This window comes from Streptomyces umbrinus (genome assembly GCF_030817415.1).
GTDB lineage: Bacteria > Actinomycetota > Actinomycetes > Streptomycetales > Streptomycetaceae > Streptomyces > Streptomyces umbrinus_A.
Genome location: NZ_JAUSZI010000002.1, coordinates 4,186,948 through 4,212,207, shown reverse-complemented (window position 1 = coordinate 4,212,207; position 25,260 = coordinate 4,186,948). Strand labels below are relative to the sequence as shown.

The window sequence follows — 25,260 nt, the reverse complement described above, 5'->3', positions numbered from 1 at the left end:
CCGGCACGTGGCGAACCGGCCCAGGCACCGGTGTCTTTAGGGGCGCGGGGAACGGCGCGAGCAACCACGACGGACCCGCACGTGATGAACCGGCCCAGGCCACGGGCTTTTAGGGGCGCGGGGAACTGCGCGACCGGCCCCCACCGGCCCGCAGCGTGGCCCCCGGCCGAACCCGTCACCCGGCCGGGTTCAGCCGTACCGGCAGGGAGCGGTGACCGTTGGAGATGAAGGAGGCCACCGGAGCCAAGTCCTGGTCAGGAACGGCCAGTTCGAGGTCGGGGTAGCGCTCGAAGAGGGCAGGGAGCGCGATGCGGGCCTCCATGCGGCCCAGCGGCGCGCCGAGGCAGAAGTGGACGCCATGGCCGAAGGCCAGGTGCTCCTTGCCGAGGCGCGTGACGTCGAACCGGTCGGCGTCCACCCCGTGGTCGACGGGGTTACGCCCGGCGGCGGCGTACGCCGCGAGGATCGCCTCACCCTTGGCGATCACCACACCTTCGGGCCCGCCCAGTTCACCGACCGCCAGGTCCTCCACGGCGTACCGCAACGGCAGGCTGGCCACCGGCGCCTGCACCCGCAGGGTCTCCTCGATCACGTCGTCCCACGTGGCACGCCCCGCCCGGACGTGCGCCAGCTGGTCGGGATGGGTCAGCAGAGCGTGAATCGCGTTGTCGATGAGATTGACCGTCGTCTCATGCCCCGCGCTGATCATCAACACCAGCGTGTCGAGCAGCTCCTGCTCGCTCAGCCGCGTGTCACCCTCGTCGTCACGCGCGGCGATGAGCGCGGAGGTGAGGTCGTCGCCGGGCGACTCCCGCTTGGCCGCGACGAGTTCGCCGAGGGCCGCGTACAGCCTCGTATAGATGTCCGTGACCTCCTCCGGCGTGGCGGCGGTGTTGAAGATGCCGTCCACGACGGCCCGCAGCTCCGCGCCCTTCTCCTCGGGCAGTCCGAACAGCTCGCTGATCACCTGGATCGGCAGCGGATAGCAGAGCTCCTCGCGCAGATCGACGACCTCGCTCCGCCGCCCGGCCTCGTCGATACGGTCGAGCAGGGACTTGGTGATCTCCTCGACACGCGGCTGGAGCGCGGCCGTCCGGCGGGCGGTGAACGCCTTCGCCACCAGGGTCCGCAGGCGTTTGTGCTCTCCGCCGTACGCCGTGAACATGTTCTGCACGGCGACCCAGGTGAACAGCGGCCACTCCGGGGAGATCTCCCCGTTGATCCACAGCGGCCAGTGCTGACGCGGGTCCTTCGAGACCCGTGGGTCGGTGAGCAGCTTCTTCAGCAGGTCCGTACTGCTGACCGCCCAGGCCTCCACACCGTCGGGGAGCTCGACTCGGGTCACCGGACCGCGCTCCCGTATCCGTGTCGCCTCGCCGTGGATGTCGCGACCGGACGGGTCGATGACGATGGAGCCCTGCTCTGACATGGGAGCCTCCCAGTATCTGAAACGCGAACTGCTCGAACACCAATACGGCGAGTGACGTTACGCGGCCGTAGGGTTCGCGAACGAGAGCGCGTGGGACGTGCTGCGCATGTCGACAAGTTCCCTACGCGTACTGGCAAGTTGGTGAACCGGGTCCGCCCTAGGGTCGTGCTCCCGTGCGAGAGGCGGTGAGTTCCGGACCATGCCCAGCAGCGATGTCCCCAGGTGGCTGCGTCCCCTCGGACCGGACGTGCGGACCCTGCCGGCCGGCGAGTGGTGGGACGCGGTGCGGGTTCCGCTGGCCACAGGCCTGAGCATCCTCGAACACCTCGGGCCGCGCACGGGAGCCGTCATCGAGGACGGCTACGGCGGCAGCGGCATCCTCTACTGGCTCGTCCCGCCCGGCGAGGCCGCCGACTGGGACCTCCCTCCGGCCCAGATCCTCGGCCCCGGCTCCCATGTGGCCATCCCACCGCGCCACCGTACGTACGCTCCTGGCCTGCACTGGCGGGTGCCGCCGACCAGGACCCGGCACTGGACGGACCCGGCCGGCCTCCACGCCGCCCTGCGCGCCTCGCTGTCCTGACCGGCTCGGGGAGTCCCCGGCCGGACTCCCGGCCTGGTCGCGACCTCACCCGCACTGCCTTGCCGCAGAGATCTTGACGGCTTGAGTTACCGGTAACATCATGGTTCTCGTAGCGCTGCCGCCGGCGTCCGGGCCGGCTCGTCGCCCACGGGAGCGTGGGCCGTCCACTGGAGTCCCGCGTGAGTGACCACGTGACAGGTCAGACGACCGCGCAACCGGTCGCGAGCGTCCCGAAGCATGCCCAAGTGGCCCCGGACAAGCCCGTGTTCAGCCGGGCGGAGGTCGTCGCCTCCTGTGTCGGCTTCGTCCTCATCGGTGCGCTCCAGGCGCTGTACGGTCCCGCGATCCCCGCCTTCCGCGAGGAGTTCGGGCTTTCGCCCTCGGCCGCCGGACTGGGGCTGAGCGCCCACTTCGTCGGCGGGGTCGCGGGGGTCCTCCTCTTCGACCGGCTGTACGGGCGGCTCGGCAACCGGCAGATCCTCGGCGCCTCGTATCTGCTGATGGGCGTCGGCGCGGCCGGCTTCGCGCTGGCGCCGAACTGGCCGCTCGCCCTGGCCGCGGCCCTGCTCGCGGGGCTGGGTTTCGGCGGCATCGACTACGGGCTCAACCAGTTGTTCGCCGTCGGCTTCGGCCATCGCTCGACCGCCATGCTCAACATCCTCAACGCACACTTCGGTATCGGCGCGATCCTCGGCCCGGCCGTGATCGGCCTGATCGGCTCCGAGCACTATCCGGCGGTCTTCCTCGTCTTCGCCGCCGCCAACCTGCCGCTGCTGCTCTGCCTCAGGGGCGTACGCGACCATGTGCCGCATCCCGCCACCGGCGAACCGGCGGGGGAGCGGGGCGGACGGCGGGTGCTCGGCCGCAGCCTCGGGTCCGTACTCGCCGTCTTCGTCACCCTCTACGTCCTGCACGTGGGCATCGAGGCGGGCGTCGGCGGCTGGGAGCCCACCCATCTGGAGACCGTCGGTTACGGCGCCGGGGCCGCCGCCACCGCAACCTCCGTGTACTGGCTGATGATGACCGTCGGCCGTTTCCTCGTGGCACCGGTCGCGCTCCGGTACTCGGCTCAGACCATCATCACGGTCTCGTGCGCGGGGATGACGGTCTGCCTGCTGCTGGCCGCCGTACCGGGGCTCGCCCCCTACGCGTACGCCGGTGTCGGGCTGTTCATCGCGCCGATCTTCCCCACCGGGCTGCCCTGGCTCAACAGGGCCGCCCCGAAGGCCCGTAGGGCCGGAGCGGTGGTCATCGCCGCGTCCATGGTCGGCGGAGTCGCGGCCGGACCCGCACTCGGCAAGGCCATCGAGTGGTCCGGCGTCCGTGCGGTGCCCCTCCTGCTGTGCGCGGTCTCGGCACTGTGCCTGACGGCGACGGTGTGGCTGATCCGTGCGACGCGGCCTGTCGACGCCGACGTCGGCTGACGAGGACTCCCCGCCCGGCTCGGCCGGTCCCGCCCCGAACTCCGTTGAACCGAAAGGAAGTTCCCGCATGTCCGCTCTGACGACGTCGTCCGACGGTTTCCTCCTCCACGGCGAGCCGTTCCGCATCATCTCCGGCGCGATGCACTACTTCCGCATCCACCCCGACCAGTGGACCGACCGGCTCCGCAAGGCCCGTCTGATGGGGCTCAACACGGTGGAGACGTACGTACCGTGGAACCTCCACCAGCCGGAGCCCGGCACCCTCGTCCTCGACGGCTTCCTCGACCTGCCGCGCTTTCTGCGCCTCGCCCGCTCCGAGGGACTGCACGTCCTGCTGCGCCCCGGCCCGTACATCTGCGCCGAGTGGGACGGCGGCGGCCTGCCCTCGTGGCTGACCACCGACCCCGACATCCGGCTGCGCTCCAGCGACCCCCGCTTCACGGACGCGCTCGACCGCTACCTCGACCTGCTGCTGCCCCCGATCGTGCCCCAACTGGCCGCGAACGGCGGCCCGGTGATCGCCGTACAGGTGGAGAACGAGTACGGGGCGTACGGCGACGACACCGCGTATCTCGAACACCTCGCCCAGTCCCTGCGCTCGCGCGGCATCGACGAACTCCTCTTCACCTGCGACCAGGCCAACCCCGAGCACCTGGCGGCCGGCAGCCTGCCCGGTGTCCTCAGCACCGGCACCTTCGGCAGCAGAGTCGAGTCCTCCCTGCAGCAGCTGCGCGCACACCAGCCCGAAGGGCCCCTGATGTGCGCGGAGTTCTGGATCGGCTGGTTCGACCACTGGGGCGAGCCGCACCATGTGAGGGATGCCGATGACGCCGCCGCCGATCTCGACCGGCTGCTCACGGCGGGCGCGTCCGTGAACATCTACATGTTCCACGGCGGCACCAACTTCGCCTTCACCAACGGCGCGAACCACGACCACGCGTACGAGCCGATCGTGACCTCGTACGACTACGACGCCGCCCTCACCGAGTCCGGCGACCCCGGCCCCAAATACCACGCCTTCCGCGAGGTGATCGCCCGCCACGCCCCCGTCCCCGACGAGCCGGTCCCGGCACCTTCCCGCAAACTCCCGCTCACCACAGTGGAGTTGGACCGCCGGGCCGCGCTGCTCCCGCACGCGACCGCCCTGGCCAAGCCCGTACGTGTCGACGCGGACCCGGTGACCGCGGAGGAGCTGGGCCTGCGGTCGGGTTACGTCCTCTACCGCACCACGGTCCCGGTCCACGGTGACGGACTCCTGCACTTCTCGGGCGGCGTCGGCGACCGCGCCCAGGTCTTCGTGGACGGCGCCCCCGTCGGCGTACTCGAACGTGAACGCCACGAGGAGGCCCTGCCCGTGCGCGTTCCGCGGGCCGGCGCCTCGCTCGACGTGCTCGTGGAGAACATGGGCGGCGTCAACTACGGCCCGCGCATCGGTGCGCCGAAGGGGCTGCTCGGCCCGGTCACCTTCAAGGGCACGGCCCTGCAGGGTTGGGACTGCCATCCGCTGTCCCTGGACAACCTGGGCGCGGTGCCCTTCGCCCCGGCGTCCGAAGCGCCCTCGGACGCCGGTCCCGCCTTCCACCACGGCACCTTCGAGGTCCACGCACCCGCCGACACGTTCCTCTCCCTGCCCGGCTGGACCAAGGGCCAGGCCTGGGTCAACGGCTTCCACCTCGGCCGCTACTGGAACCGCGGCCCGCAGCGCACGCTGTACGTCCCGGCACCCGTACTGCGCCGCGGCACCAACGAACTGGTCCTGCTGGAGCTCCAGGCCACGACCGGCCCGCGCGCGCTGCTCACCGACACGCCCGACCTCGGCCCGGTGAAGCCCTGATGCCCCACCACTTGCGCGTTCCCGCGCCCGCCGCACCCCCGTTAGCAGGCCATCTCCCCTTCACCGACGCCACCGGCGTCCCCGACCCGATCGAGGTCACCAGCCGCTACCTCACCCGCGGGGGCCGCCCCTGGTTCCCGGTCTCCGGCGAGTTCCACTACACCCGTTACCCGGCCCGGGAATGGGAGGAGGAACTCCTGAAGATGAAGGCGGGCGGGGTGACCGCCGTCGCCAGCTACGTCATCTGGATCCACCACGAGGAGGCCGAGGGCCGCATCCGCTTCGACGGCGACAGGGACCTGCGGCGTTTCGCCGAACTCTGTGGCCGCCACGGGCTGGACTTCATCCCTCGTATCGGTCCCTGGTCCCACGCGGAGGTGCGCAACGGCGGCCTCCCCGACTGGCTGCTCGCCCGCGCCTGCACCCCGCGCACGGACGATCCGGCCTACCTGGCCCCCGTACGCACCTGGTTCGAGGCGATCGCCGGGCAGCTGCGCGGGCTCGACCGCGCGCACGGCGGCCCGATCGTCGCGATCCAGATCGAGAACGAGCTCTACGACCGGCCCGGCCATCTGCTGACGCTGAAGCGCATGGCACAGGAGGCCGGGCTGAGCGCTCCGCTCTGGACGTCGACGGCGTGGGGCGGGGTCCAGCTCCCGCCCGACGAACTGCTTCCGCTCTACGGCGGCTACCCCGAGACCTTCTGGACGGAGGCGGACGGCGGCTGGCCCGACACCTGCCGCAAGCACTTCTTCTTCACCCACCAGCGCGACGACGAGGGCATCGGCGCGGACCTGCGGCCGACCGTCGTACGCGGTGGCGATCCTGCGTCCACGGACCGATTCCCGTGGGCCACCTGCGAGTTGGGCGGCGGAATGGCGGTCGCCTATCACCGCCGCCCGTACGTCGACACGGCCGACGTGGGCGCCCTCGGCCTCACCAAGATCGGCTGCGGCTCGGTGTGGCAGGGCTACTACATGTTCCACGGCGGTACGAATCCGCCGGGCGAGCTGACGCCCCTTCAGGAGTCCCACGCCACCGGCTATCCCAACGACCTGCCGGTCCTCACGTACGACTTCCAGGCCCCGCTGGGGGAGTACGGCCAGTACCGGCCCTCGTACGACGCACTCCGGCTCCAGCACCTGATGCTGGCCGACTTCGGTCATCTGATCGCGCCCATGGAGTCCGTGCTTCCCGAGCGGGGGCCGGCCGGGCAGTACGACCGGGAGACGCTCCGGTGGGCGGTCCGCGCGGACGGGCAGTCCGGGTTCCTCTTCGTCAACAACCATCAGCCGCACGAACCGCTGCCGGACCATCCGGACACGCAGTTCACGGTGGAGTTCCCGGACGCCGGTGAACTGACGTTTCCGAGCACACCGGTGACGGTCCATCAAGGAGCCTATTTCTGCTGGCCGTTACGGCTCGACGTGGCCGGACTGCGGCTCGACTGGGCCACCGCCCAGCCCGTCTGCACGGTCGACGCGGACGGTCGTACGGTCCTGGTGCTGGCCGCCGTCGACGGGATCGCCCCCGAACTCGCCCTGGACGCAAGCACGTTGAGGTCGGTCTACGCGCCGACGCGGCGGGTCTCCTCGGCCGGCGGCCGCGTCCTGATCACCGGGCTGCGGCCCGGCACCGACGCCCTCGTCGAGGTCGTCACGACGGACGGCAACCGGGTGGGCCTCCTGGTCCTGGACGCGGCGACGGCCCGTACCGCCTACCGGGGTGTCGCCTGGGGAGCGGAGCGGCTGGTGCTCTGCGCCGATGGTGTCGTCTTCGACGAGCAGGCGGGGGACGGCCGAGGGCAGGGAGATGGGCAGGGAGATGGGCAGGAGGATGGTCAGGGGCGGGGCGAGGTGCGGGTGCACAGCCGGCTGGCCGGGGAACCGTCGTTCGCGGTGCTGCCTGCGCCGGAGCGGGCGCCGGTGGTGACGGAGGCGAGTGGGGTGGGGGTGACCGGGGCCGTTGTTCGGGAGGCGGCGGACGGGGTGCTCACGCGCTACACCGTGCAGGGCGGCGGCCTCCACACCGTCGTGGAGGCGTCGGCCACGCTGATCCGGGCCGCCACGGGACCGGCGCCCGAGCCGGTGACGGGCGTCCTGGGCCGGGCGAGCGCGCCGGCGGACAAGTACTTCGACACGGCGGCGGCCGCCGAGTACGCCGTCGCCCTGCCGGACGGTCTTCCGATCCCGGGCACCCTCCTGCGCGTCCACTGGACCGGAGACGTGGCGCGGGCGTACGTGGGGGACACGCTCGTGGCGGACCAGTTCGCCGCGGGGCGGGTCTGGGACATCGCCCTGGACCGCCTCCCCGCGGACGCCCTTCGCGAGGAGGGCCTGCGGCTGCGGGTCCTGCCCCGGCACGCGGACGCCCGGGTGTACGTGGCGGCGGAGGCGGGCGGCACTGGGGGAGCGGAGACGAGCGGAGACGGGGAAGCGGTGGTGGCGGAGACGAGCGGAGACGGGGAAGCGGTGGTGGCGCGGACGAGCGGAGACGGGGAAGCGGTGGCGGCGCGGACGAGCGGGGACGGGGGAGCGGTGGCGGCGCGGATCGGGCGTGTCGAGTGGGTGACGGGCCGCACGTGGGTGATGCGCGCGGGCTGAGCCCCCGAGGCCCGGCCGCCGGGGCCCGCTCCCTCCCGGCGGCCTATCCTGTGGGCCAGCCGGGCGGGGCACGACCGCCGGGACGAACCCGAAGGACATCACCCGTCATGACCCGAAGTGCCGGTGACGGCGCGCCGCCCCAAGGCCCTCCCAAGGGTCGCAGCCGACGCAACTTCGCGGGGGCGCGGCCGGTGATGGACGACGTGGCGCGCCTGGCCGGTGTCTCCAAGCAGACCGTCTCCCGCGTACTGAACGACAACCCGTCCGTCCGCCCCGAGACCCGCGAGGCGGTCCGGACGGCCATGCGTACGCTCGGCTACCGCCCGAGCCGCAGCGCACGCTCCCTGGCGAGCGGCAGGACGCGCATGCTGGGCGTGATCTCCTTCGACGCGGCGCGGTTCGGTCCCGCCTCGATCTTGACCGCGATCAACACGGCGGCCCAGGAGGCCGGTTACCTGGTAAGTTCCATCGCTCTGGACACGGCGGACCGGGCCACCGTCGTACGGGCCGTGGACACGCTGTCGGCCGAGGGCGCGGACGGTGTGATAGCCATCGCCCCGCAGCGCTGGGTGGGCAGGGCGCTGGCGGAGGCACAGCTGGACACCCCGCTGATGGTGCTGGAGAACGACCTGGGCAAGGACGCGTCCTTCGTCACGGCGGACAACCGGGCGGGCGCGCGCAAGGCCACGGAACACCTGCTGGCGCTGGGCCACACGACGGTCTGGCACATCGCGGGCCCCACGGGCTGGCTGTCGGCGGACAGAAGGGTGGAGGCATGGCGGGCCACGCTGGAGGCGGCGGGGGCCGAGGTCCCCGAGCCCCTCATCGGTGACTGGAGCGCCGACTCGGGCTACGAACTGGGCCGCCGACTGGCTGCCCGGCCCGAGGTCACGGCGATCTTCGCCTCCAACGACCAGATGGCGCTGGGCCTGCTGCGGGCCCTGTATGAGGCGGGACGCCGCGTCCCCGACGATGTCAGCGTCGTCGGCTACGACGACATCCCCGAGGCCGCGCACCTGCTGCCTCCGCTGACCACGGTCCGCACCGACTTCCCCGAGATCGGCACCCGTTCCCTGCACCTGCTCCTGTCCCAGCTGGACGGCCCGCCCGAACCGGCCGTCGGCCGCGTCGTACCGGTCGAACTGATCGTCCGGAGGAGTACGGGACCGGCGCCGGGCCGTTGACCTGGACCCGGGCTCCCCGGGCACGGCCGAGCGCTGCCGGGCCGTCGACCTCGTACGCAGGTCATGGAGCTCGTACGCAGGTCATGGAGAAGGAAAATCTGTGCCGATCAGGTGAGTGGCCGGGCACCTCGGCGGGATACAAAGGACACATGCCGGAGCACGAGACCCCCGCCGGGGCCATGGACGATGTCGACGCGGTGACCCATGCGGTACTGACCGCCTCCCGCCTTCTCGTCGCGGTCTCGGCGCGCTCGCTCGCCGAGGTCGAGGAGCGCGTGACGCTGCCGCAGGTCCGGATGCTGATGGTGCTCGCCACGCGCGGCGCCACCAAACTGGTCACGCTCGCCGATCTGCTCCAGGTCGCGCCCTCCACCGCCATGCGCATGATCGACCGGCTCATCGCCGCCGGGCTGGCCGACCGCCGGACCAACCCCACCAACCGCCGCGAGACCCTGCTGCAGCTCACGGAGGAGGGGCGGCACGCGGTCGCCAACGTGACCGCCCGCCGGCGCGCCGAGATCTCCGCGATCGTCGAACGGCTCACCCCGAAACAGCGTGAGGCACTGGTCGACGCGCTGACGGCGTTCAACGAGGCGGGCGGCGAGCCTCTGGCCCCGGCGCTGGACGACGCGGAGCCGTACCCCCTGGGCTGGGTGGACGTGCCGGCGACGCACGACGCCTGAGCCCTTCCTTCCGGAGGCGCTCGGGGTCACCCGGCGCTGGGGCTGGGAGCGGGCGTCGGGGAACTCGTGTTCACATCCAGCCCCGGGGGCCTGTTGAGTACGAGAACGGGCGAGCCGGGCTGCGGTGCGGGCGGCGTCATCTCGTCCTTGGGGAGCTTCGGCGGGGTGGTCTGCTGGAAGTTGACCTGGTCGTAGTTGACGAGGTCGGTCTTCTCCAGCACGGTGATGTGGTCGAGGACGGTGTCGTTGGCCAGGTCGGCGAGCTGCCGGATCATGCTGTTCTGGGTACTGGCCCGGATCTTGGCGATGGTCGGGAAGATCTGCCCGTGCGTCACCCGCATGATGTTCACCGCGGTCGTGTCGAACTGCTTGCCGGTACTTCCGTCCACGGTCGCCACGAACTGCTGCTGTTGCGGGCTGGCCTGGTTGGGCAGGGTGATGCCCAGCTCGGGAGCGATGTTCCGGCACATCTCGTCGAGCCCGGAGTGCCCCGCGACCAGATGCTCCCCGGCCTCCTTCATCTCCGGGGTCGTCCCCCGCTCCATGGCCATCAGCCCCAACGGGTGCTCCCACAGCCCCGCCGCCCGAACCTTGATGACGAAGTCCCGGTCCGCCTCCGTCAACGGCCCGTACCGGGTGTTGGCGATGATCCGTGCCTGGTCGGTCGTCGTCTTCTCTACCCCGACGAGGGCGGGGTAGGCCAGCGCGGTGAGCGTCACGGCCAGCCCACCGATCACGAATACGGTTCCTGCCGTGCGTTGCGTTACGCGCATTAGTGCCTCCTGGGTGAACGGCTCGGTCCACAGGGGGTACGGACGAGAAGCACAATGCAATCATTGCTCAGTATAAATTTTGCACTCTGCCCCTCCTGTCGCTCCTGCGGCTCCCTCGGCTCGTCCCGTCCTCCCGCCGACGGGTCATACCCTCCAGTACGCCCCTAGGGTGGTCGGGCATGGGAACGGCCCGCACCATCTCTGCTCGGGGGAGGGCGCCATGCCACGTCCGCGCCATGCCAGGTGGTCGATTTTCCTGATCATGACGTTGGTCGCCGCGATTCAACTGGGGTCAATACCCAGCGCTTCGGGTCACGGTGACCACCGCGGTGAAGGCCGCGTCGTCGAGCCGCGCAAGAAGATGGACGGACTGACCGGACGCGATGCCATGGGGGAGGGCTGGTACCGGACGTTCACCCTGCCCGCGGCGGAGAATCCGTGGTTCGAGAAGGGCGAACGGTGCGTGAAGCTCGGACGCACCGGAAAGGTTCTCCTGGCCATCGGAAACGGCCCTCCGCAGAACTGCACCGTGAAGGAAGGAACAGCGGTGTTCGTCCTCGGAATCACGACCGTCTGCGACGACGTCGAGGAGCCTCCGTACTACGCGGTCGGCGAAGCCGCCCAACGCAGGTGCGCCTGGGCCGACCTCCGTGCCACCACCGAGTCGGTGCGGCTCACTGTCGACGGCGGCAAGGCCATCGATCTCCAGAAGCGACGCTTCGCCGTATGCGCACCGCAGCAGGCGGTTCAACTGCGGCCGGACAACTTCCTGAACGTACCCGCGCAGCCCGCGACCTTCACCGCTTGCGGGTGGGTGGCATGGCTGACGGACCTCGCACCGGGCCGGCACGTCCTCCGCTCGGAAGCGACCTACTTCGACGGCTCCGCGCCGCATGTATGGGCCCCCGTCATCAACGTGGTCCGCAAGAACCACCACTGAGGACCGTCGCCGAGTTCGTCGTACTCCGAGATCCGCGACCTGTCAGTGGCCCATGGCACGATCGCGAACATGAGATCGATCGACGACCCGCTCATGCTGGAGACGGCCGCCAAGTATGGCGTTCCGGGCCCCGTCGCACAGGATCTGTCTGCAGTCCGCGCTGGCGCCTCTTACGTCGTCTGGGACGGAACGACGTCAGCGCCTGGACCGCTGGCAGCAGGCCGGAGTCTTCGACCAGCTGCACCACATCCTGCTCGCCGAACTCAACACAGCCGGCGAACTCGACTGGTCCCGGGCCTACGTGGACGGCTCCCACATCCGCGCGAAAAATGGGGGCACCGACACCGGTCCGTCGCCGTCAACTGTCGGAAGGCAGGCAGCAACACCACCTGATCTGCGACGGACGGCTCACCACGCTCAAAGTCGACACCGCCGCCGCCAACGTCAATGACGTCACGCAGATCCTCGCCCTCGTCGACGGCATCCCACCTGTCGTGGGACGGTCCGGCCGACCGTGCCGCCGACCCGACTCGCTTCTCGGCGACAAGGCCTACGACTCCAAACCCAACCGCGAAGAGCTCCGCAAACGCCGGATCCTGCCCGTCATCTCCCGCAAGGATGCCCTCAACATCAAAGGCCTGGGGAAGCTCCGCTATGTCGTCGAGCAGACATTCATGTTAATCCCCGGTTCAAGCGTCTGGCTGTCCGCTGGGTACGCCGTACCGAATTCCACGACGCGTTCGTCTCCCTCGCCTGCGGGCTCATCTGCTGGAGACGACTCAAGAAGGCCCGCTCATGATCCCGTTACGAACTCTTACGGGTCGATCGAGCGAAGATGATACGAACTCCCCAGTAGGGCGCTAGTGTGATGCGCCAGAAATCCTGATGGTTAGTTTTGCTCGGTTTTCTGGCCGGTGGTTCCGACCTTGGTGAGGTAGTCGGCGAGAGAGTTGAGGATCTCGTCGGCTGTCTTGGTCCAGGTGAAGGGCCGCGGGTTCTGGTTCCAGGTGTCGATCCATGCGGTGATGTCGTCCTCCAGCGCCTTCACGGAGGTGTGGACGCTGCGGCGGATGAGCTTGTCGGTCAGCAGGCCGAACCACCGCTCTACCTGGTTCATCCACGAGGAGCCGGTGGGGGTGAAGTGGACGTGGAAGCGTGGGTGTCTGCCGAGCCATGTCCTGATGTCGGCGGTGTTGTGGGTGGCGTAGTTGTCGCAGACGAGGTGCACGTCGAGCCCGGCGGGCACCGCCTTGTCTATCGTGACCAGGAACTTCTTGAACTCGATCGCCCGGTGGCGGCGGTGCAGTGCTGATATGACGGTGCCGTCGGCGATGTTGAAGGCGGCGAACAGGCTGGTGATGCCGTGCCTCAGATAGTCGTGGGTGCGGCGTTCGGGCATGCCCGGCATCATCGGCAGCACCGGCTGCGAGCGGTCCAGCGCCTGGATCTGGCTCTTCTCGTCCACGCAGAGCACGACCGCCTTCTCGGGCGGGTGGTGGTACAGGCCGACAACGTCGACGACCTTGGCGACGAACTGCGGGTCGGTGGAGAGCTTGAAGGAGTCCTGCAGGTGGGGCTTGAGGTCGAACCGCTTCCAGATTCGCCCGATGGTCGATTTCGACAGGCCGGTGCGCTGGGCCATCGAGGCCCGTGACCAGTGCGTGTCCTGGCCCGGGACCGACTCCAGGGTGGCCACGACGACCTCCTCGACCTGGTCGAGGAGGATCGAAGGCGGTCGGCCCGAGCGGGGCTCGTCCTGCAGACCCTCGAGGCGTTTCGCGATGAACCGGGCCCGCCAGCGGTCCACGGTCGACCTGTCGATGCCGAGGTCGGCCGCGGCCTGCTGGTTCGTCCCGCCCTCCGCGCAGCGCAGCACGATCTTGGCCCGCAACGCGAGGAATTGGGCGGTCTTGGCCTGCCGAGCCCACTGCTGGAGCTGTCTGCGCTCGGCATCGTCGAGGATCAGGTCGGCCTTCGGCCGGCCAATCCAGCCGGCGTCTTCCAGCCCGGCCATCCGCTCTGCGGCGAATGCCCGACGCCACTTGCCGACCGTCTTGGCCTGGACACCGACGAGCCGTGCGACACCCGCGTTTGACATGCCGTCAGCACACGCCAGGATGATGCGGGCCTTCTCGGCCGAGCGCCGGTGCGGCAATTCCGTCCGGCGCACCAACTCGGCACGCTCCGTCTCGGACAACGTGATCGCCACAGCAGAAGGCCCCGAATGCGACATGCCAACAGGGTAGTAACTAACCATCAGGATTTCTGGCGCATCACACTAGCATCCAGCTTCGGGCTCGATAGGGTCATGCGGTGCGTCGACTTGACGGTCACCCATGCCCCACTCCGACTAGTGTTTGAGAGCAATGGCGTCAGCTGATTCAAATGTGTCTCGGGATGCGTAAGTTGTAGTTGCTGAGTCGACGCGGACATATTTCAAGCAAGGGGGGGGCAATGCCTCACTGGAAAGCCTTGCCGGAGGAACTTGACCCGATGGTCAGGGAGTTCGCGAGTCAGCTGCGCGCGCTGGTGGACGACAGTGGGATGAGTATCAAGTCTGTGGCAGACAGCACGGACTACTCCAAGACGTCCTGGCAGCGATATTTAAACGGCCGATTGCTCGCGCCCAAGGGTGCGGTGGTGGCGCTGGCTGAGATCACCGGCGCCGACCTGATCTCTCTCACGACTATGTGGGAACTCGCGGAACGCTCCTGGAGTCGATCCGAGATGCGACACGACATAACCGCGGAGGCCATTCGGATCTCCCGAGCGCGTGCGGCACTCGGCGAGTTCGGACCGGCGTCGGCTGACGCACTCAGCGATTTCGCACCGGCATTGGTTCCTGAAACCGCACCCACCTCTCCAGGCAGGAAACGGTCCAAGAGGCGCGGCACGAGACCCAGCGCGAAGCGCATTCTGCTCCCCATCGCCCTAATGTTCGCCGCTGTGGGGTACGGCCTCCTTCTATGGAATGGCCCATGGTGGATCGATGGCGCTCACCTCCGCACGAAGAACCTTCAGCCCGCCGACGGCGTCGTCATCACCGGCTTCCGCACCATGCTTGTTGCTCTCGGGGCTGGGGTCGTTGCGGGCTTCGGACTCTGGTATACGCACAAGTCTCACCAGCACACGGAATTGCTGTTCCAGCACACTCGGAAGAAGGACCGCGAGCAGGCAGAGCTGGCTCGCGAGGGCCAGGTGACCGAGCGCTATGTCGAGGCCATCAAGCTCCTGTCGTCGGACAGCCTCACCCAGAGGCTCGGGGGTATCTACTCACTCGAACGCATCATGAGGGACTCCGATAAGGATCATGCGACCGTCATCGACGTATTGGTGTCCTTCATACGGCAGCATGCCGGCGTGGATTCGGATGACCCACCCGACAACGGAAATGCCAAGCCTCGTGAGGATGTCCAGGCCGCTCTGACCGTCCTAGGGCGAAGGCCCAACCGCAGCGCAGGCCGAGTGCATATCAACCTCCGGCGTACTGACCTCCGCGGAGCGGACATGAGTGACGGTATGTTCAATCACGTCGATTTGCGGAACGCCTGGATCCAGAACGTTAACCTTGCTCGGTCGTCTTTACTGAATGCGCTCTTTCAGGGCGCCGCGCTCCAGAAGGCGGACCTCATGTTCGCACACCTCGGCGGTGCAACGTTCCATGAGGCGAATATGGAGGAGGCCACGTTTAGGTTGGCAGATGCGAGGGGAGCCAATTTCTCCCACGCCAACTTGGAGCGGGTCAGCTTTCGCCAAGCTAAACTCCAGAACGCCGAATTCCTCCAGTCCCGCCTGTCTTCCGCCGATTTCCGTGACGCCATGCTGGAGAGCGCCGATCTTTCACAGGCCAAGGGGCTGAGGGCCGAACAAATCTCCGCAGCCCGACTGCACCGGAGCACGAAACTGCCCCCTGGCATGAAGCTCGGCGCATACCAGAGCCGTGCCAGTAACGGAGACCGCGAATAGGTAAACTGAAAGCCTACTCCAGTCAGAACTTTTAGGCTTGACCTGGGGAAAAGGGGTCAGGATCTGTCGAAGCATGGGCTGAGGATGCCAGGTGGGCAGAGCTGAAAGAGGCCAGTCAGCTGACCTTGCGCTACGAACCAGCTGGAAGGTCAGGGCGTGTCGCGTGTATCGCAGATAGTGCGCGAACAGTGAGAGACAACGAGAAAGAGCGGGAGTCAGTGAGACTGACTCCCGCTCTCTCATCTAGGCATCCGCCCAGCTCAGTGCTTGATTTAGGCTGGCTGTGTGGTGAGTGCCCCGGCAGGATTCGAACCTGCGCACACGGCTCCGGAGGGATAGTTCCCACAGGTTTTGGCAGGCCAGTGGCTTATCTGACTGGCCGTCAAGCCCGCCGTCCCGCACATGTCCCGCGAATGTGAAATGACCTGTTTGGTCGTCTTGTGGCGAACTTCAGTCTGATGCTCGTCGGTTCCGCCGTATGGGGAGGCGTGTCGGGGCGCGCGGGCAGGTCCTACGGCTTCTCGTTTTCTCGTTCTGATGGCCGGGGCGTGTGCCTATACCGAGGTTCCGGCTTCCGGGGGCCGATGGCTCAAGGCTGGCCCGGCTGTATGTAGGTGTGGGCATCGTAATTGATCAGGCGGGCGGTGTGCGCTCAGATCTTGATGACGGTGACGCGCCCACGGCAGAGCGCGGCGAGGTCCTCGGGGTCAGAGGTGAGAACGGTGACGGGTCGGGGGGCGACCAGTGCCGTGGCGCTGAGCATGGCGTCGATGGCGCACTTGTGGCCGTGCAGGCCGACGTCGGCGAGGAGGGCGGCGGCGTGACGGGCGAGGGGCTCGGTGACCGGTTCGATGACAAGGCGGGACAGGGTCCATTCCAGCGCTGGGCGATTGATCCGTGGGTGGATCACTTCCACGAGGGTGGCTGCGGAAGTGATCACCCGCAGGTCGTCGGCGCGGGCGAGAGCGAGCCAGCCGGTGACAGTACGGTCGCGCAGGACGGCCTTGGCCAGCCCTTCGCTGTCGAGAACCAGGGTGCCGCCGGGGGCGGCGGGGGAGGGGGTCACGCGGCGTTCGCCCCGCCTTGGGTCTGCTGCTCTCGGGCTTGGTGGAGTTGGTCGCGCAGAGCCTGAACCTCTTCGTCGGTGATGGGGCCGTGTTCGGCCTCCGCCACCGTGATGAGCTCGTTGAGGTTGTCCCGCTCGATCTGGCGGGCGACGGCTGCGGCGACGTAGGCGGACAGGCCGGAGGGGCCACTGCGGGCCTTGGCGGCTTCGGCGATATCGCGCGGCATGGTGATCGAGTACTTGCCGGTAGGCTCACTCATGCTACCTATCCTACCTTTCATCCTCCCTTGATCGAATGGGGCTGGCAGAGACAGCCGCGAGGTGCAGGTCCGATCCGCGCTCGAATCTGGGTTTGGGTGTACGACGGGACTCCAGGGGGCGTTGTTGCTGCCGGGCTTTGGCTGAGACCGTCGACCAGGTCGACCCGCGGGTGGTCGCCAACTCGAGCCAGGCACGTTCCCTGTTGTGCGCGGTCTCCTACGTCGGCGGTTACCGGCGGGCGCGTGGACGGCGGTTGGTAGGGCTGTTCGCCGGGATGTACTACGCCGGGCTGCGCCCCGCCGAAGCGGTCGGGGTGTCTCTGCTCAACTGCGTGTCTGCGCGGAGGGCTGGGGCCAGGTGACTGTGCACCGCACACTGCCGCTGGCGGGCAAGCGGTGGACCGACACCGGAAGAGCCCACGACGAACGCGGTCTCAAGGGCCGTCCAGCCGACGACACCCGGCCCGTACCACTGCCACCCGAACTGGTAGCGCTTTGGCGAGAGACCTTCGGCACCTTCGGCACCTTCGGCACCTTCGGCACCTTCGGCACCGTGGACGACGGGCGGCTGTTCTTCAACGAGCGCGGTGGCATCGTCGGATCCAGTACCTACGACCGTGCCTGGCACGAGGCCCGTGAACGCGGCCTTCCTCCGGATCTGGTGTGCTCTCTGCTCGCGGCCCGCCCTTACGATCTGCGCCACTCGGCACTGTCCACCTGGCTCAACGCCGGCGTCGACCCGACCGAGATGGCCGAGCGCGCCGGTAACAGCGTCAAGGTGCTCATGACCACCTACGCCAAGTGTCTGTATGGGCGGCAGGAGATCGCCAACCAGCGCATCGACAAACTTCTGCGCGAATACGAGTAGCGCTCGCAGGCGCCTGATTCCGGCGAGGCGGTTGACGGTGCACACGATGCACACGCGTCCTGGCGTGCACCCCGACCCATCCGTCGGAATCTGGTCTCGAAGAACTGAACGGGTGTGTGGTGCGGGTCGGTCGATGCCTTCCTGATGACGCATTATGTGGAGTGTGTGGCGATCCTCGATCCTGCCGGAAGGGCCGCTGACCTGTGGTTTCGGTGAGTGTGCAAGATGTGCGTCGTGTGCGCTATGGGCGATACCTTGACGGTGAAGTGACGCTTTCGGAGGTGTCCCGACGCTCGCCCTGATGGGGTGTCAGAAGTATTGGGATGCTGCTCAAGTTGCCTGTTGCGGCGGAGGGGACGGGTTGCTCTTCAGTGAAAGGAGCCCCCAACGTTGCCCGGTGGTCGCGCCAGCGTCGCCGCTCGGGGGCCGTCGACGCCCGCCATCATCCGGGGCCAGCCACCTCATGGTCACCGATGTCACCAACGGCGGGTGGAGCGCCGTACCAGACGTCGGCCACGTCCCGGCTTTAGGCGGCCGGGACAGGCGCAGCGATGCCAGGATCAGCGCCCGCTCCTCCGGCCTCGCCCTGCGGGTCAGCCACATCAGCGTGGCGTGCGGCCCGGCGGTCTGGACGAGCATCAGCCCCGCGGCGACGAAGGTCCGACGGCGCCGGAGTGCAAGTCCCTCTGGGGCGACGGCAACGTGACGCCTTCGCCGACAGCGTCTTTTGGGGACTGTGAAGGACTGGCGCGGCGGGCCGACCCCGCCACGTTAGAGCCCTGGACAACGACGTCACCCCCTGAAGTCAAGAGGCCCAAGAGTCTCCAATGGCCCGACCGGTGAGCTGATGGACGTCCATCCTGGGTGCATGACTCAGTCCGACCCCTCCCCGGCACCGCACAACACGCCGAAGATCACGACGGTGACGCGACGCGACATCTTTGACTACCTGCGCGGCGAGGGCGGCCCCTGGTGGGGACGGCTCGACGAGACGGACTTCCTGGAGGGCCTGTACGACCTGGACGGACTGGCGTCGACGGACCGCCGGTTCACGACGGCGCGTGGCGACGTCGTCCAGCATCGGATCAACAACCCATTGGACTGGCTCGACGACTGGGTCTTTGAGGACCCACGTTTCCAACTGCTCGATGGCCCCGATGAAGTGCTTCTCGCCTTCCTGGCACGGCTCGTTCATCCAGAAGTACAGCCCGACGTCGACCAGTCATCCCAACGTGTCGAGGAGCTGAACCGCCTCCTGGGGCCGGACGGCTGGACCCTCCGCGCCTTCGAGTTCTTGTCGGGCCGGCCGCTCTACACGCCGGTCCCCACGCAGGCCACCGGCCCGCTGGTCTCGCTGCCCCTCGATGACGACGACACCGGCAAACTCGACCTCGTTCTCGGCCAGACCTACGGCCTCCTCGACCACGATGGCGAGGAGGCCGCCCGCGACCTGCTCCGCCCGACCGTCCTCACGCTGCGCCGTGACGGCGGCTTCTACCACCCCATGCCTGGTGACGGATGGACGGCCGCCACGTACAAGGCCGTCCTCACCGTGGATCGCGTGCTCCTACCCGCGTTCACAAAAGCGGTCACCGACGCGATCTGGCAGCGGCTGGAATCCGTGCTCACCCGGCTCCAGCGCGAAGATGTTCAGTCCCTCGTGATCGAAGGTGACATCGGGCCGCTGCCAGCCGTCCCACCGGACTGGAGGAACCAGACGGTCGAGCCCGATGCCCCGGTCGTTCGGCGCCTCCGCATCGACTTCCCGTCCACAGAGTTCGATGTCACACAGCAGGACTTCTCCGACCTTGAGATCCGCGGCCACGGATTCCCCTACTTCTACGACGCCCGCACGGGTCGGAAGATCACCGACTTCCTCCTCGATGACAGGCCGCTGGTGGCAACGCTGTGCCACGTCGCCCTCATCAACAAGGACGGCGCCCTCTCACCCAGGATCAAACTGTGGAAGAAGGACAAGACCAAGGCCGTGAGGACAGCGGCCATGGAGGCGATACCCGGCACCGAGGCCACTCAGATAATCAAGGCGCTCGTCGACACCAGCGATGTCCACGAGAACTTCTGGAAGGTCATCAGCTTTCTCCAGAGTTGCGTCGGGTTGGACATCCCTGGGAGCAGCCTGCGGTTGGTCGTCGGCGACGAAGCCGAGTTGGCTCGGTTGCTCGCCGACCAGGATCGGACGACGCTCCTCGAAGCCGTCAGGACCGCCATCGGCGGCGCCCTCACGGAAGAGGACATTCGGCGAATCAGCAACCGCAAGTCGCAACTCCAACGGTTCAAGAAGCTGTTGACCGACCCGGAGTTCTTCGAGCGGGAGCGCGGCCGGGTGGCAGGGTCGGAGGCGGTCTGGCAGGGATTCTTCGAGGAGAATCCGTGGATCTTCGGGTACGGCCTCAACCTCGTCGCCTGTGAACCCCTCGACGACGGCAAGCTGGAGCGCATCACGACTGGCGCCAACATCTTTACAGGGGCGGGTAAGCGCAGTGACGCCGTCATGCGTTCCAAGGGCTTCATCAGCAGCCTGCTGCTCTGCGAGATCAAGACCCACGTGACACCCCTGCTGGCCCGCGCGCCGTACCGGCCCCCGGACGTCTACCAGGTCTCCAAGGATGTTGTCGGCGCCGTGGCGCAGGTGCAGAAGACCGCCCACAAGGCCCTACGGCTGGTCACCGGCGAACTGCACCGGCTCTATCGGGACGACGGTGTTCCGACCGACATCGAAATCTCCACCGTTCGCCCGCGACAGGTGCTGGTGATCGGAAGCCTCAGCGAGTTCACCGACCGTGGCGCGACGAACCCGGAGAAGATCACCTCCTTCGAGCAGTACAGGCGATCTATCCAGGACGTCGAAGTCATCACGTTCGACGAGCTCTATGAACGGGCCTGCTTCATTGTGGAGGACCGGTGAGGCGCACTCGACCGCGCCAAGGCGGGACCCTGGTCGCCCCTGGCCCCGGCTTTGGCCGCCGTAATGGTGCGCCCGTCTGGGCGGTCAGCGGACTCAGCGGACATGCGGCATACCGCTGTCGGGCGGACGCGAACGCCTTCGCGAGACTGTGCCGAAACGCTGGCACGACAACTGGACGCGCTCGGCCTGGAGTCAGACTTTCCCGGTCTCAGCGCTGACGTGAACGTCTTCGGCGAAGGCCTTGTGAGCCAGGGCTCGATCCGACCGGAAGCGGCAGTACTCCTGGCTGAGTTGATCGCGTCAGGACTGGCTGTGGAGATGACCGAGGTGCGGCTCCCACACCAGGCGAGCATGAACACTGGAACGCTCCGGTGGCCTGAGAACTGATGCCGCCCTTAACCTCCGGTCCGCTGCGGTCGATAGAGACTCCCCTCTCGCAGCGGACCGGACCCTGCCCTGTGCGCCGGCTGCCTCCGCCACGGCAACCGGCGCACAGGGCTTTGACGTGACGGTGCACGTTTCGTGCACGGCGGTCGCGCCCGTCCGCCCGGCCGGGACCGGCGCCCCAGTGCCGCAGCCCGGACGGCACGGCGGGACGACCGCCCACGCGTGCGGGACTGCTCAGCGGCGAGCGTCTGAATCCTCATTCTCACGTCGGGCCGCTCCTCAGCGGCAAACCCCACCGCACTCGGGTTGCCTCTACCTCCGGCATAGGGAACTCACGGTCAGCTCTATTCTGCCGAGAACCTCCACCATTTGTGATCTCTGGCTCCGCCAGACGTCCGCTACGTAGCAGTGGGTCGGTTCAGCTGCCACTGGGCGAATCCTGTGCGCACAGCGCTGGTGAAGGCATCCCCCCACTCTGGGGCGCCGTGGATGCGCCAGAGGTCAGAGTCCCGCTGCAAGCGGTGCACAAGCAGCTTGGCGTCATCGGCGGAATGGAACAGCCGCTTCCTTTCGGCGGCTACTGGGAGTACCTGAGCGACCGTGCCGAAGTCGATGACGTTGGCGCCCGGTGCCGTGAAGAAAACGAGACGGTTGAACGTCAGCACGAGCACGCCGTGTATCCATCCCCTACCCGACGCGTGCGCCATGCAGATGATGTACTCGTCGGCCGGAAGCTGCTGCGCTATCTGGCCGACGAGCTGTGCGTAGGGCTCCTGCCGTAGTTCTTGAGCATCTTGGGCAGGCATCTGCTCCAAGAGTTCTTCAAGGTCTTTTCTCACGCTTCCCCCTCGTGCGGCAGCGAGTGTGCACCTCCTTCTCATCGTGGCAGGAAGCGCGCAATACGCCTCCTGTGAGGCATGCGCAGATCCTCTGGTTCGCCGAAAACAGCAGAAGCAGCATGCACCGTTCCAACCGCTCGGAACGGTGAACCCTCAGCTTGGGAAGCTGCGATCATTTGGGACTGATTCCGGCGCTGACCTGGGTGAACGGCTGGGCTGCGCCCTAGTCAGGCCCGACCGCTTTCCCCGTGGTCCCCCGTTGTTCCCCGCTCGATCTGGTGCGGTTGCTGTGCGGGCTTAGCGGAGCACCGCCGAGGGACACCATGGCCATAGGGTGGCTTGCCAGGAAAGCATGTCCGCTCAACTTTCGCTGTCGGTCGGTCTCGTGCACCCTCGCAAGGCCAGGCACGGCCCAGCGATCAACTCGACTGTTCCTGGACTGGCCCAGCGAACGGATCACTCACCAGCCGGTCCTTGGCCTCAACGGGTAGGGCCAAGGACCGGGACGGAACCTCGGCGGCAAGCCGCGTCTGTTGGAAGAGCCGCCACAGCGCGCGGTTGCCCGCCTATCCTGACCTTATGGGGACTGAGTGGGGGGATGTTCCAACATGGGTTGGCGCGATCACCACGAGCGGCACTCTCTTGCTCGGAATGATGATCCTGACACGCGGTCAGGAACGACAGCGCAGCGAATTAATCAGTCAAGTCTCTTACTGGGCTCGCGTAGGTCTCGATGGCAAGGTGTATGCCTACCTTGACAACAAGGGGCCACTGCCTGTAAAGGTGATTATGGAGGGTCGCGAGAATTTCACTCCTCTTTCCATCCGTTGGGGTCGCGCAGCAGTCGAGGAACCCCTCACTCTTCAAGTATCACACCTTTACTTCGTTCCGCCCGGAAGTGGATTCAAAGTATCTTTCCAGCAAGCGCGGGAAGGGGGTGACGTTTCAACAAGACGTCAGAACGGAGGTGCAATTCCCTACGACCCGCTAGGCCTCACAGTTGTTGATAATCGGTCTCTGACATGGACTTCTACTCCAAGCGGCTGGAAGAGAGTAAAAATCACTGCGGCAATTAGGCGAGTCCTGGCGGGCAGATCGCTTCCTCCAGGGAGCGCCGGTTATTGATACTTGACGGCGCGCCATCGTTGAAAATATTCCCCCGCAACGATATTTAGACCGCCATCTTTCGAGTGAGATCGCCACCGTATGGAGTGAGACATGGGGTTAAATATCGCCGCACTCGCTATATCTGTCGTGGCATTGCTTTTCTCTAGCGTGATTGCATACGGTCAACTGCGCTCAACGCAAAAAGCGAACGCATTGGCAATGGTGTTCGACGGGTTCCGGGAGGGGCGCTCACCAGAGTTTCGGAAGTCGATGGAATACGTGCTCTATCACCTCAAAGAAGAGTTTCCGGAATCTATCTCTTACCTAGAACTTCCCGAGGGGCCCAAGGAGTGTGTGCGTCGCGTTGCTTTCTTTTTCGAGGAATTGGGAAAGCTTGTGGTGCACGGGGTCGTTGATCAAGATTTGATCATCGGATCCTATGGCCTGAGTATGCATCGAGCCTGGGTCGTCGTGGCTCCCTACGTATACCGGGAGCGTGAGATTCGGCAGAGGGTCGTGCTGCCGTACTTTGAGCATATGGCTGCAGTAACAAGCGAGATCACAGCGGCAGATGTGCATCGAAAGATGAAATTAAGGATCTATCCTCCAACATCATGACAAAGTCGCCCTGATTTCAGGCACTGGCCTGGACGCCGTGCGCGTTCGCGGTCGAGTATGCAGACGCCCGCGGGGCGACACTCGTGGTCACCGCCAACCAGCCGCATCCGAGCAACTGGTTCGGACGTGAGGTCAATCCGTACTGCTATCCGACGTCGCTCACGCCATCGAGTTTGCCCTAGGCGAGGGACGGACCCCAACAGAATCCTGGCTCCCCGTTCTGCCCGCTGGCTTCGCGCCCTCACCCTGAGCGGAGCAGATGGTGAACGCCGCTTTAGGAGTTCGATCGGGAGTCCTATGCGGAGCCCAGCTCCCTGTACCGGGACGCTGCTTGGGGCTGTCCAAGGTTGCTTCTGTCCGCAGCCGTTGATGTCAACTGGTGATGTCAGGAGTGGGGGCGTTCCTCACGTGTGCCACGTGCGCCCGCATCGCTGTGCGTAGGACTTCGAGTTCGGTTCGGGGAAACGGACGGCCCCACTGGGCAACGTAAGCCTCTTCACCGAGTTCGTGAGTGACCTGATCGAAGGCGCGGACGGCCGACCGGGCCAGTGCCGCAAGCGTGTGGCGACCTGACCAGAGGATGGTTCCCGAACTCTCCGGTGCTTGGTCGTCATCGGCCACGACGAGACGGATGTCGACCTCGGATCCGTCCCGACGGAAAAGCCATCGGTAGACCTGAGGCTCCCCCTCCAACTCGGCGCGCGTCTCTCGATCCCCCAGCACTAGTCTGGCAACCGCATACAAGAACTGCTCGGGCCCGTCAGTGAGCCCTTTTCAAGCTGGCGGCGCTGACCGCGAGTTGGACTGTCCTGCACAACGACGAAGCTCCTGGTAGACGGGTTCTCGACCAAGATCACCCGTGTCCGCCAGGAGCTTCGCGTGCTTGTCTACCCGTCCTCGATTGATCTGTCCAGCCGCACCTTGCGGTTCCTGACCGGGCAACTGACAGCCCGGCGGCAGGAGATCGGAACGCGGTGGCGGCGCCTTCCTGCCGGACGTCAGGCCCTGCTCGCCCTGGCCCACCTGCGGTGCGGTGACACTTACGCCCAGCTCGCCGCCGGGTTCGGCATCGGGATCGCGACCGCGTACCGCTACATACGTGAAGCCGTCGAGGCCCTGGCCGCCCTTGCGCCGTCCCTGGACGAGGCGATGACGACTATCCGGGCGAAGGCGTTCGTCATCCTCGACGGCACCTTGCTGCCGATCGACCGCATCGCCGCCGACGCCCCGTACTACTCAGGGAAACATAAACGCCATGGCATGAACGTCCAGGTCCTCACCGATCCCTTCGGACGACTGCTCTGGGCCTCGCCGGCTCTGCCCGGCTCGACTCACGACCTGACCGCCGCGCGGCAGCACGGGATCATCGAAGCCCTCGCCGATGCGGGGCTCAATTGCTGGGCGGACAAGGCGTATCAAGGCGCCGGCGGATCCGTCCGGGTTCCGTTTCGGGGCCGCCGCCTCAAGCGATGGAAGCGTCGCCACAACACCAGCCACGCCAAGATCCGCTGCCTCGGCGAGCGGGCCATGGCCACCATCAAGGGCTGGCGCCTCCTGCGGAAGCTCCGCTGCAGCACCAACCGAATCACCGACGTGGTGAAGGCCGTCCTCGTCCTTCACCACGCATCAGCGTGAGGTTGGAAAAGGCTCACTGCAACCGGGCGACACTTCTCTATTGACAAGAAGGTTTCCACCTACGCCTGGGCCTACGACGTCGCCTTGAGGCGAATCAGCGGAGATAGTGGCCCGGTCATACGTGACACCCCATGA

Annotated in this window: 18 protein-coding genes and 1 pseudogene; 13 read left to right on the top strand and 6 right to left on the bottom strand. The window is 67.1% G+C overall.

Going from position 1 to position 25,260, the window contains the following annotated elements:
- Positions 1-175 precede the first annotated feature (175 nt).
- On the bottom strand, positions 176-1,429 hold the full coding sequence (locus tag QF035_RS18340) for a cytochrome P450 family protein (RefSeq protein ID WP_307521440.1): 1,254 nt from the start codon (positions 1,427-1,429) through the stop codon (positions 176-178).
- Positions 1,430-1,628: 199 nt separating this feature from the next.
- On the opposite strand from QF035_RS18340, the gene QF035_RS18335 reads away from it, so the two are divergent.
- The 6 genes from QF035_RS18335 (at position 1,629) to QF035_RS18310 (ending at position 9,740) form a co-directional block, all read left to right on the top strand.
- The gene (locus QF035_RS18335; protein WP_307521439.1) at positions 1,629-2,012 is read left to right on the top strand and encodes a hypothetical protein; all 384 of its coding nucleotides are present in this window, start codon (positions 1,629-1,631) and stop codon (positions 2,010-2,012) included.
- Between the two features lie 263 nt (positions 2,013-2,275).
- Complete coding sequence (locus QF035_RS18330; protein ID WP_307531210.1) at positions 2,276-3,436, top strand: MFS transporter; 1,161 nt, start codon at positions 2,276-2,278, stop codon at positions 3,434-3,436.
- A gap of 67 nt (positions 3,437-3,503) precedes the next feature.
- Positions 3,504-5,270 (top strand): glycoside hydrolase family 35 protein, encoded by a 1,767-nt coding sequence (locus tag QF035_RS18325; protein WP_307521438.1) that lies wholly within the window; start codon positions 3,504-3,506, stop codon positions 5,268-5,270.
- On the top strand, positions 5,270-7,873 hold the full coding sequence (locus QF035_RS18320; RefSeq protein WP_307521437.1) for a beta-galactosidase: 2,604 nt from the start codon (positions 5,270-5,272) through the stop codon (positions 7,871-7,873). The genes QF035_RS18325 and QF035_RS18320 overlap by 1 nt, the downstream gene beginning before the upstream one ends.
- Positions 7,874-7,980: 107 nt before the next feature.
- Positions 7,981-9,057 carry a LacI family DNA-binding transcriptional regulator gene (locus QF035_RS18315; protein WP_307521435.1) on the top strand — a complete coding sequence of 359 codons (1,077 nt, stop codon included), beginning with the start codon at positions 7,981-7,983 and terminating at the stop codon, positions 9,055-9,057.
- 149 nt (positions 9,058-9,206) lie between these two features.
- Positions 9,207-9,740, top strand: a complete 534-nt coding sequence (locus tag QF035_RS18310; RefSeq protein ID WP_307521434.1) for a MarR family winged helix-turn-helix transcriptional regulator — start codon at positions 9,207-9,209, stop codon at positions 9,738-9,740.
- Between the two features lie 26 nt (positions 9,741-9,766).
- Here the strand turns inward: QF035_RS18310 and QF035_RS18305 are convergent, their stop codons facing one another.
- Entirely contained in the window at positions 9,767-10,513 is a 747-nt protein-coding gene (locus tag QF035_RS18305) for a DUF4142 domain-containing protein (RefSeq protein WP_307521433.1), read from the bottom strand.
- A 262-nt stretch (positions 10,514-10,775) separates the two neighbouring features.
- On the opposite strand from QF035_RS18305, the gene QF035_RS18300 reads away from it, so the two are divergent.
- Complete coding sequence (locus tag QF035_RS18300) at positions 10,776-11,453, top strand: hypothetical protein (protein WP_307521432.1); 678 nt, start codon at positions 10,776-10,778, stop codon at positions 11,451-11,453.
- Positions 11,454-11,782: 329 nt separating this feature from the next.
- Positions 11,783-12,292, top strand: coding sequence for a transposase (locus QF035_RS18295; protein WP_307521431.1), 510 nt, complete (start codon positions 11,783-11,785; stop codon positions 12,290-12,292).
- Positions 12,293-12,342: 50 nt separating this feature from the next.
- Here QF035_RS18295 and QF035_RS18290 read toward each other — a convergent pair whose 3' ends face one another.
- Positions 12,343-13,686, bottom strand: a complete 1,344-nt coding sequence (locus QF035_RS18290; protein WP_307521428.1) for an IS630 family transposase — start codon at positions 13,684-13,686, stop codon at positions 12,343-12,345.
- A gap of 221 nt (positions 13,687-13,907) precedes the next feature.
- Here QF035_RS18290 and QF035_RS18285 point away from each other — a divergent pair, with 221 nt between their 5' ends.
- On the top strand, positions 13,908-15,419 hold the full coding sequence (locus tag QF035_RS18285; protein WP_307521426.1) for a pentapeptide repeat-containing protein: 1,512 nt from the start codon (positions 13,908-13,910) through the stop codon (positions 15,417-15,419).
- A 652-nt stretch (positions 15,420-16,071) separates the two neighbouring features.
- Here QF035_RS18285 and QF035_RS18280 read toward each other — a convergent pair.
- Together QF035_RS18280 and QF035_RS18275 are read right to left on the bottom strand one after the other, a co-directional pair.
- Positions 16,072-16,485 carry a DNA-binding protein gene (locus QF035_RS18280; protein ID WP_307521425.1) on the bottom strand — a complete coding sequence of 138 codons (414 nt, stop codon included), beginning with the start codon at positions 16,483-16,485 and terminating at the stop codon, positions 16,072-16,074.
- Positions 16,482-16,745, bottom strand: coding sequence for a CopG family transcriptional regulator (locus QF035_RS18275; RefSeq protein WP_307521424.1), 264 nt, complete (start codon positions 16,743-16,745; stop codon positions 16,482-16,484). The genes QF035_RS18280 and QF035_RS18275 overlap by 4 nt, the downstream gene beginning before the upstream one ends.
- A gap of 155 nt (positions 16,746-16,900) precedes the next feature.
- Here QF035_RS18275 and QF035_RS18270 point away from each other — a divergent pair.
- Positions 16,901-17,613 (top strand): annotated as a pseudogene (locus QF035_RS18270) (tyrosine-type recombinase/integrase); the annotation flags it as partial.
- An 868-nt stretch (positions 17,614-18,481) separates the two neighbouring features.
- Positions 18,482-20,539 (top strand): Shedu anti-phage system protein SduA domain-containing protein, encoded by a 2,058-nt coding sequence (locus QF035_RS18265; protein WP_307521423.1) that lies wholly within the window; start codon positions 18,482-18,484, stop codon positions 20,537-20,539.
- Positions 20,540-21,324: 785 nt separating this feature from the next.
- Here the strand turns inward: QF035_RS18265 and QF035_RS18260 are convergent.
- A complete protein-coding gene (locus QF035_RS18260) occupies positions 21,325-21,765 on the bottom strand; it encodes a hypothetical protein (RefSeq protein ID WP_307521421.1) in 441 nt (146 codons plus the stop codon).
- 1,218 nt (positions 21,766-22,983) lie between these two features.
- Between QF035_RS18260 and QF035_RS18255 the strand changes: the two genes are divergently transcribed.
- Together QF035_RS18255 and QF035_RS18250 are read left to right on the top strand one after the other, a co-directional pair.
- Positions 22,984-23,490, top strand: coding sequence for a DUF4760 domain-containing protein (locus tag QF035_RS18255; protein WP_307521420.1), 507 nt, complete (start codon positions 22,984-22,986; stop codon positions 23,488-23,490).
- An 879-nt stretch (positions 23,491-24,369) separates the two neighbouring features.
- Complete coding sequence (locus QF035_RS18250) at positions 24,370-25,125, top strand: transposase family protein (RefSeq protein WP_307521419.1); 756 nt, start codon at positions 24,370-24,372, stop codon at positions 25,123-25,125.
- The last annotated feature ends 135 nt before the right edge of the window (positions 25,126-25,260 follow it).